General features: G+C 72.9%; 8 protein-coding genes. 5 read left to right on the top strand and 3 right to left on the bottom strand.

Going from position 1 to position 8,256, the window contains the following annotated elements:
- Positions 1 to 199: 199 nt before the first annotated feature.
- From D7X12_RS43185 to D7X12_RS36065, 5 genes are all read left to right on the top strand, one after another.
- Positions 200 to 1,210: a hypothetical protein gene (locus D7X12_RS43185; protein WP_158620190.1), complete on the top strand. Its 1,011-nt coding sequence runs from the start codon at positions 200 to 202 to the stop codon at positions 1,208 to 1,210.
- 142 nt (positions 1,211 to 1,352) lie between these two features.
- Positions 1,353 to 2,030, top strand: coding sequence for a DUF4142 domain-containing protein (locus D7X12_RS36080; RefSeq protein ID WP_120629747.1), 678 nt, complete (start codon positions 1,353 to 1,355; stop codon positions 2,028 to 2,030).
- Between the two features lie 89 nt (positions 2,031 to 2,119).
- Complete coding sequence (locus tag D7X12_RS36075; RefSeq protein ID WP_208719502.1) at positions 2,120 to 3,115, top strand: hypothetical protein; 996 nt, start codon at positions 2,120 to 2,122, stop codon at positions 3,113 to 3,115.
- 16 nt (positions 3,116 to 3,131) lie between these two features.
- A complete protein-coding gene (locus D7X12_RS36070; RefSeq protein WP_120629746.1) occupies positions 3,132 to 3,881 on the top strand; it encodes an ATP-binding cassette domain-containing protein in 750 nt (249 codons plus the stop codon).
- Positions 3,878 to 5,371, top strand: coding sequence for an ABC transporter permease/substrate-binding protein (locus tag D7X12_RS36065; RefSeq protein WP_120629745.1), 1,494 nt, complete (start codon positions 3,878 to 3,880; stop codon positions 5,369 to 5,371). Before D7X12_RS36070 ends, D7X12_RS36065 begins: the two co-directional genes overlap by 4 nt.
- Before the next feature lie 7 nt (positions 5,372 to 5,378).
- On the opposite strand, the gene D7X12_RS36060 is transcribed toward D7X12_RS36065, so the two are convergent.
- The 3 genes from D7X12_RS36060 to D7X12_RS43845 are packed head-to-tail and all read right to left on the bottom strand — an operon-like array spanning position 5,379 to position 8,124.
- The gene (locus tag D7X12_RS36060; protein WP_158620189.1) at positions 5,379 to 6,140 is read right to left on the bottom strand and encodes a class I SAM-dependent methyltransferase; all 762 of its coding nucleotides are present in this window, start codon (positions 6,138 to 6,140) and stop codon (positions 5,379 to 5,381) included.
- A 7-nt stretch (positions 6,141 to 6,147) separates the two neighbouring features.
- A complete protein-coding gene (locus D7X12_RS36055) occupies positions 6,148 to 7,212 on the bottom strand; it encodes a glycosyltransferase family 2 protein (protein WP_120629743.1) in 1,065 nt (354 codons plus the stop codon).
- Between the two features lie 3 nt (positions 7,213 to 7,215).
- The gene (locus tag D7X12_RS43845; protein WP_208719500.1) at positions 7,216 to 8,124 is read right to left on the bottom strand and encodes a tetratricopeptide repeat protein; all 909 of its coding nucleotides are present in this window, start codon (positions 8,122 to 8,124) and stop codon (positions 7,216 to 7,218) included.
- Positions 8,125 to 8,256 lie beyond the last annotated feature (132 nt).

Here is an 8,256-nt window from a genome sequence, read left to right as displayed (position 1 = left end):
CTCCAGCGACGCCCTCCTGCAACGCGCCTACGAGGCGCTCCCCACCCGTCCCCCAGCCCCGGGAAAGAATCCGCGCTGACCCGGTCAAACCCGCAAATCCGCGCTAACACCGCCCTCTAATCACAGCTATCATGTAACTATGCAGCTGTGCTGTTCGGCTTGAGGGGGCCTGGTGGCGGAAGCGGAACGAACATTCGGGGTGGAGAGCACCCGGCGCACGTTGGAGGCGTTGCCGGTGGGGCTGCGGGTGCGCTGGGTCCAGGAGGGCCGGAGTGCCTGGGTGTTGGGCTGTCACGACTCGCGGCCGAACCTGCACGCACCCCGGGGTGAGGACGTGCTCATCCAGGGTGAGCTGTTGCTGTGGGGGGCGCGCTACGTGGAGGGCGCGGTGCCGCGAGGCGCGTTGCAGGTGCGCCTGTTGGAGGGCCCGGCGCGCCTCATGCTGTCCACGCGCGTGGCGGTGGGCGGGGATGACCTGATGCTGGGGCTGGGGCCGCCCGGAGCGCGTGTCCCCTCGGCGCGCGTGGTGTGTCAGCGGGTGGAGTGGCGGCCGTACTCGGTGGCGAACGCCGCGCCCCTGGCCGCGGCCTTCATCGACCTGTGGCGGAGCCTGGGCCGGGGGACGCGGCTGGAGCGGCTGGGGCTGGAGGTGGAGGGCATCGTGGAGGGGCGCGTCCAGGTGTCGCCCTTCGTGCAGGTGGAGGCGGACCGGCAGGGGGGCCGGCGGCCGCAGACGCGCCATCCCCTGCCTTCCTTCGACGTGGGCTCGGCGGGCGTGCTGCACGACTGTCGCCTGTGGCTGCGCGCGACGGCGCACGCGTTGACCCGCGAGCCGCCCTTCTTGCGCGAGGTGTACCTGCCACCGGGGCCCGGCGCGGCGGGGGCGGAGCCGTCCGTGGAAGGGCCGTCCGCGTGGGAGTCCCTGGGCGCGCTGCTGGAGCGGCGGCTGCGGTGGGCCGAGGCGTGGCTGTCCCCCTCCGCCCTGCTGGAGCTGGAGGTGTCACGCACCGTGCCCGAGGACGGCATGTCCGGGGCCTGCTGGCTCACCGCGCGCTTCGAGCAGGCGCAGACGGGCGGGGCGGGCACCACCGTCACGCTCCACGACACGCAGGTCTTCTCCACGGCGGTGCTCGCGGTGTTGCGCGGCTGGGCCCAGGCCACGGCGACGCAGCGGGGCGCGGTGGTGCGCGGCGTGCTGCCCGCGGAGTGATGCCCGCGGAGTGTTGCCCAGGTCATCCCGCCCTCGTTCCCGGGGGCGGGGCTGTCGTCCAGGCGGCCCTGGCGCCAGCGCGCGCCGTCGTCACCTTCGTTCCGTCATTCATTCATCCGCGAGGGGCGGGGGAGGCGGGACCATGGGCAATACGAACTGGAAGGCGCGGGCGCTGACGGCGGCGGTCATGGCGGGGCTGATGGGCTTCGCGGCCCACGCCGAAGACCCCATGACGAAGCAGGACAAGGAGATGCAGAAGCAGGGCAAGGCCGTGGGGGAGGCGGCCGCGAAGCGCGTGAACTACGTCGGCAAGCTGGCCGTCTTCAACAGCCGGCAGATCAAGCTGGCGACGCTCGCGGAGGAGCAGGCGACGGATCCGCAGGTGAAGCAGTTCGCCACGCAGCTGCGTCAGGACCACGAGAAGAGCCAGGAAGCGCTGCGCACCTGGGCGCAGGGCCAGAAGATGCAGATCAGCGAGCTGAGCGAAAGCGACATGCCCTCCACGGGCACGGGTGGCTCCGGCGGCGTGCAGCAGGGCTACGACGAGAAGATGAAGGACACCAGCGAGAAGCTGGGCAAGAGCATCGACAAGACGAACGAGGAGCTGGCGAAGCTGCGTGCGAAGCAGGGCCCCGAGTTCGACAAGGCCTTCCTCTCGCGCATCGCCGACGACCAGAAGATGGGCAAGGACATCCTCAAGGAGGGCCGCAAGGACTACAAGAACGACGCGACCTTCCTGGCGCTCCTGAGCCAGACCGAGGGCGTGGTCAACAGCCACGAGATGCAGGTGAAGGACCTGGAGAAGCAGATGAAGAAGTAGCCGCGGGATGTAGCGCGGTGGGCGTCGGACCGTCGGGCCGGTTGACTCGGCCGGGCCCGACGCCTATCCCGTCGCGGATGCGCAAGGCATTGGCGACGGTCTGGGTGGGGCTCTGGGGGGTGCTGGGCGCGTGTCAGGCGACCGTGCCGGCGGCCCCCGCGGTCCCCGCGGTGGGCGTCACGTCCACGGGGCCCTTCGTCGCCGATGCGCGCTCGCTCTTCGATGGCTGCGTGCCCCTGCCTGACAGCGCCACGTCGCGCACCTATCGCTGCGGCAGGCTCTCGGTATGGCTGGACGAGCTGTCGGACGTGAGCGAAGCGCAGGCCCTGGAGGCGGGACGCACCCGCGTCCGTGCGCGGCTGGGCGCGCCGCTCACGGAGGTCGTGGGAGAGCTGCCGCTCGCGGGTCAGCCCCATCCCTCCGTGCGCTTCGCGAAGTGCACCGGCCCGGAGGGCGGGACGCCGCCCTGTCGCGCGGGCGGGTACCTCACGACGGTGACGCCGACGGCGGGCCGGGTGCGCCAGCTGGGCTGTGTGGTGCGCGACAACGCGCGTCCGGAGTTGGGGCGGTGCCTGGAGCTGTTCGCGTACCTGGCCACGCGAGGCAACCCGGAAGGGGACGTGCTGGCGCCGTCGTCGCTCGTGACGCCGCCCCGGCTGCCGTGGCGGCTCCTGGGCGTGCCGGAGGGCTGTCAGCTCGCGGCCTCGACGACGCACGTGGGGCGGATCCGCTGCGAGCGGTCCACGTTCTCCTGGAGCGTCTTCTACCCGGTGCAGCCGGGCACGGCCCAACTGGAGCGCTGGCGCGACCAGAGCGTGGAGGAGCTGCGCGACGCGCTCCCCGGCGCCAGCGCGGTGGAGATGCGGGACTGCTACGTGGAGGGCGCGCCCACGCGCTGCGCCCGCTTCACCGCGCCCTCTCCGGATGGCGGCGGCGACGTGGTCGTCTGGGCGGGCGGCGTGGACATGCAGGGACGGGGCCTGTTCGCCGCTTGCAGCCTCCGCTCGGCGGGCTCGGACGGCTCGGCAGGCTCGGAAGCCGCTCCCTTTCCCGCGGCCTGCAACGGCGCCTTCGCCGCGCGCTGAAGGGACAGGGCCTCTCGTGTTCACATTGGATGGCGTGTCCAAGCGCTTTGGCGGCTTGCAGGCCCTGCACCCGCTGACGCTGACGTTGCCCACGGGCGCGACGACGGTGCTCATCGGCCCCAGCGGCTGTGGCAAGTCCACGCTGCTGCGGCTGCTCAACGGCCTCGCGCGGCCCGACACCGGCCGCGTCCTCTTCGACGGCCAGCCCCTGCCCGAGACGCCGGACGCGCTGCTCGCCGTGCGCCAGCGCGTGGGCTACGCGCTCCAGGGCGGAGGCCTGTTCCCTCACCTCACCGGCACCCAGAACGTCACGCTGATGGCGCGGCACCTGCGCTGGCCGGAGGCGCGGATCCGCGAACGGCAGGGCGTGCTGATGGACCTGACGCGCTTCCCCGCGGAGGCGCTGGAGCGCTACCCCGGGCAGCTCTCCGGCGGCCAGCGGCAGCGGGTGGCGCTGATGCGCGCGCTGATGTTGGACCCGGACGTGCTGCTGCTGGATGAACCGCTGGGCGCGTTGGATCCGCTGGTGCGCCACGACCTCCAGGCGGACCTGCGCGGCATCTTCGAGCGGCTGGGCAAGACGGTGGTGCTCGTCACCCACGACCTGGCGGAGGCGGCCTGGCTGGGCCACGGCATCGTGTTGCTGCGCGAGGGCCGGGTGGTGCAGCAGGGCACGCTGGAAGACCTGGAGGCCCGGCCCGCGGAGGCCTTCGTCACGCGGTTCATCCAGGCGCAGCGTCCGTTGCCCGTGGGGCGGGCCAGATGACGCGGGTGGGAGCGCTGATCCTGCTGGTGTTGCTCGGCGCGTGCGCGAAGCCGGACGTTGAGGGGCCCGCGGTGCGCGTGGGGTCCAAGAAGTTCACCGAGTCCGTCATCCTGGGCGAGATGGTGACGCAGGTGGCGAAGGCCACCGGGGCCCAGGCCACGCACCGCCGCGAGCTGGGGGGCACCACCGTGTTGTGGGAGGCGCTGCGCCGGGGCGAGCTGGACGTCTACCCCGAGTACACCGGCACGCTGCGCCAGGAGCTGTTCGCCGGCCGCGCGCTGCCGGACGACGCCGCGCTCCGCGAGGCGCTCGCGCAGGAGGGGCTGCGGATGAGCGCGTCGCTCGGCTTCAACGACACGTATGCGCTGGGCATGAAGGAAGCGGAGGCGGAGCGGCTGGGCATCCGCCGCATCTCCGACCTGAAGCAGCACCCGGAGCTGCGCGTGGGCTTCAGCAACGAGTTCCTGGAGCGGGGCGACGGCTGGCCCGCGCTGCGCGACGCGTACGGTCTGCCCCAGCGCGACGTGCGCGGCCTGGACCACGACCTGGCGTACCGGGGTCTGGAGAGCGGCGCGCTCCAGCTCACGGACCTGTACTCCACCGACGCGGAGATCGCCGCCTACGGCCTGCGCGTGCTGGAGGACGACCGGCGCCACTTCCCCGCGTACGACGCCGTGCTCCTCTACCGCGCGGACCTGGAGGCGCGCGCGCCCGGGGCGCTCCAGGCGGTGCGCAAGCTGGAGGGCTCGCTGACGGAGGCGCGCATGGTGAAGCTCAACGCCCGCGCGCGGCTGGAGCGCGTGCCCGAAGCCCAGGTGGCATCGGACTTCCTCAAGGCGTCGCTGGGCCTGTCCACGGAGGTGCGCACGCAGGGCGCCGTGTCACGCGTCTGGCAGCGCACGCGCGAGCACCTGTTCCTGGTGGGCGTGTCGCTGCTGGGGGCCCTCGCGCTCGCCATCCCGCTGGGCGTGCTGGCCGCGCGCCGTCCAAGGCTGGGGCAGGCGGTGCTGGGCCTGTCGAGCATCATCCAGACGGTGCCGTCGCTGGCGCTGCTGGTGGTGATGATTCCGCTCCTGGGCATCGGCTCGAAGCCGGCCATCGCGGCGCTGTTCCTCTACAGCCTGCTGCCCATCGTGCGGAACACGGCGGCGGGGCTCGGGGGCATCCCGTGGGAGGTGCGCGAGTCCGCGGAGGCGCTGGGCCTGCCGGCGCGCGCGCGGCTGTGGCGCATCGAATTGCCCATGGCGGCGCCGTCCATCCTCGCGGGCATCCAGACGGCGGCGGTCATCAACGTGGGCACCGCCACGCTGGGCGCGCTGGTGGGCGCGGGCGGCTACGGGCAGCCCATCCTCACCGGCATCCGCCTGGACGACGTGGGGCTCATCCTGGAAGGCGCGGTGCCATCCGCGGTGCTCGCGCTCCTCGTCAGCGGCCTCTTCGAGGCGGTGGCGCGCGCGGTGGTGCCCCGGGGGCTGCGGCTGCGCGAGTAGGCGCGCTTCAGGGCACGCGGCCCGCGTACAGCACCGACGTCCCCAGCACGGGCCGCGAGGCGAGGCGCGTCTCCGCGTGCATCAGCGCGCGCAGCGCTCCGTCCACCCACTTCGAGGGGGGCACGAGGCCGCGCTCGACGATGCGCTCCTGGAGACGGCCCACCGGCATCGTCGCGCGGCGGGCGACGAGCGCGGGCAGCAGCGACAGGCCCCAGTAGCGCAGCGCCACGGACTGAAGCCCCAGCGGCTCCAGGGCCTCCTCCAGGCTGGCCGTCGTGTAGCGCCGCAGGTGGCCCACCTCCACGTCGTACTGGCTGAAGCACGCCTGGAGCGCGGGCACGTTGATGAGGAACAGCCCCCCGGGCTTCAGGTGCGCCAGCGCGGAGCGCAGCAGCGGCAGCGGCTCCGGCAGGTGCTCGATGACGTCGAAGACGAACACCGCGTCGTAGCGTCCCGCCAGCTCCGGGCGCTCCTCGGTGACGTCGTAGTAGAGGGTCCGGCCCCGCCGGGGAGCGCAGCGCTGGAGCGCGCCCAGGTTGAGGTCCGCCGCGTCCACCGTCCACGCGGTGGCGGCCTCCAGCTGCGCCGCGAGGATGCCCGGGCCGGAGCCCACGTCCAGGACGCGCAGGGGCTGGGTGGTGGGCGTGCGGACGTCCTTCAGCAGGCGCAGGAGCGCGCGCAGCCGCCAGCTGAACCAGAAGTGCTCCGCGGAGCTCTGGTCGTACCACGCGTCGGGGAAGGGCTCGGTGGCGCGGGGGGACGACAGCAACTCGACTTCAGTGGGGGCTTGGGTCATCGGGAGGGCGACGCGCGGGGGGCCGGGGTTCCACGAGCTCCATCACGAGGTACGGCGGCCGGCCCTTCACTTCCAGGTACGTGCGCCCGACGTAGGCGCCCAGGATGTAGAGGCAGAACGACAGCACGGCGTTCCCGGTGGCGACGAGCGCGTAGAGGAAGAGGAAGGGGCGGGGCACATCGAGCTGCTTCGAGAAGCCCAGCAGCAGGAGCAGGAACATCACCGTCAACAGTCCGAAGAAGAAGCTGCCGAACTGCGCCGCCTGCAGCGGGCGGGTGCTCATGGACGCGATGCCGTCGGTGGCCAGCTGGTACAGCTTCTTCCAGGTGTACTTGGGCTCGCCCGCGGCGCGCGCCGGACGGTCGAACTCCACCGCCACCTGCTTGAAGCCCACCCACGCGCGCAACCCGCGCGAGAAGCGCAGGTTCTCCGGCAGCCGTCGCAGCGCCGCCACCACGCGGCGGTCCATCACGCAGAAGTCGCCGGTGTCCAGCGGCAGGTCGATCTCCGACAGGATGGCCACCAGCCGGTAGAACCCCCAGTAGCCCGTGCGCTTGAGCACGTTGCCCTTGCGGCGGCGACGCTGACCGAAGGCCACGTCCGCGCCCTCGCGCCACGCCTGGAGCATCCGCCACACCACCTCCGGCGGATCCTGCAGGTCCGCGTCCATCACCGCCACGAGGTCCGCGTCCGCGAAGTCCAGCCCGGCGCACACCGCACCCTGATGCCCGAAGTTGCGCGACAGGCGGATGAGGCGCGCGGGCAGGCCCTCGCGGATGCGCTCGGCGATGAGCCGCGCCGTCGCGTCGCGGCTGCCGTCATCCACCAGCACCAGCCGCACGGAGGCGACCCCCTGCGCGGCCAGCGTCTCCGGCGCGAAGACGGTGCCCAGACGCTCCAGGAGCAGGTGGAGGACCTCCTCCTCGTTGAAGACGGGGATGATGATGTCGAGCGTCAGTCCCCGGGAGTCGCGCTCGGCGCTTCCGGGCTCCAGGTCCGCGGAGGCCGCCAGCGGGCTTCCAGGACGGGTGTCGAGCCGGTGCATAGGTCAGGGGCCCCCAGGGGTGCTCAACAACTGCTCGGACTGCTGACGCACCTGCGACCCCGCGGGCTCGCGCGCCACGGCCTCGCGCAGCGCGGCCAGCGCCTCCTCGCGCCGGCCCACGGCGAGCAACGCGCGGCCCATGAGCAGCAGGGGCTCACCGGAGGTCATCCCGCGCGCGGCCTCGCGCAGCTCGGGCAGGGCTTCGTCGAGCAGGCCCTGCTGGAGCAGCGCATCTCCCAGCTCCAGCCGTGCCCGGGCGCGGTCGGGCTCCAGGCGCAGGGCCTCGCGGTAGTTGAGCGCGGCGAAGTCCGCCCACCCCGCGCGCAGGGCCTGGGCGCCCTGCCGCTGGTAGTAGCCCGCCTGCGAATCAGCGCCGAAGTCCGTCAGCGGGCGCGCGGCCCAGGCGACATACGGCACGGCCAGCACGGCGGTCAGCCCCAGCGCGGGCCACCGCCGCGTCTGGAATTGCTGCACGAGCGCGACGACGCCCGCGCCCGCGAGCGGCAGCAGCGCCGCCGCCAGCGGAAGGCGGTAGCGGGAGATGAAGGACGCGAGCACCAGCGTGGGCAGACACGCCACGATGCCCAGGTAGAGCGGCCACAGCCGCCGCCAGTGGGCCCGCGTCGCCACGGCCCCCACGGCGCCCAGCACGCCCAGGCCCCAGAAGGGCAGGGGCAGCGCGCGCAGCAGGCCCGCCGACTGCCGGAAGAGCGCCACGTCCACGTTGTTGGGGACCTCATCGCCGTGCAGCGAATAGGCGACCTTCGCCAGGGACAGGCGGATGAAGCCCCAGAGCGACTCATGGGTCTGGATGGCTTCGCGCAGCGAGGGAAGGAAGCGGCCCTCCGTCTTGAACAGGATGTCCGCGTAGCCCGGGCCGATCGCGAACTGGTACGGGAGCGAATCCGCCATGTGGTGTAGTTGAGCGCGGCGAAGTCCGCCCACCCCGCGCGCAGGGCCTGGGCGCCCTGCCGCTGGTAGTAGCCCGCCTGCGAATCAGCGCCGAAGTCCGTCAGCGGGCGCGCGGCCCAGGCGACATACGGC

It is taken from the genome of Corallococcus sicarius (genome assembly GCF_003611735.1).
GTDB lineage: Bacteria > Myxococcota > Myxococcia > Myxococcales > Myxococcaceae > Corallococcus > Corallococcus sicarius.
This window is presented reverse-complemented; position numbering and strand designations above follow the sequence as displayed.

Bases quoted from the DNA above. Each gene is read 5' to 3' on its own strand.
- D7X12_RS36065 (WP_120629745.1), top strand. From the start codon at position 3,878: ATGACGCGGGTGGGAGCGCTGATCCTGCTGGTGTTGCTCGGCGCGTGC.
- D7X12_RS36080 (WP_120629747.1), top strand. From the start codon at position 1,353: ATGGGCAATACGAACTGGAAGGCGCGGGCGCTGACGGCGGCGGTCATG.
- D7X12_RS36055 (WP_120629743.1), bottom strand. From the start codon at position 7,212: ATGCACCGGCTCGACACCCGTCCTGGAAGCCCGCTGGCGGCCTCCGCG.
- D7X12_RS43845 (WP_208719500.1), bottom strand. From the start codon at position 8,124: ATGGCGGATTCGCTCCCGTACCAGTTCGCGATCGGCCCGGGCTACGCG.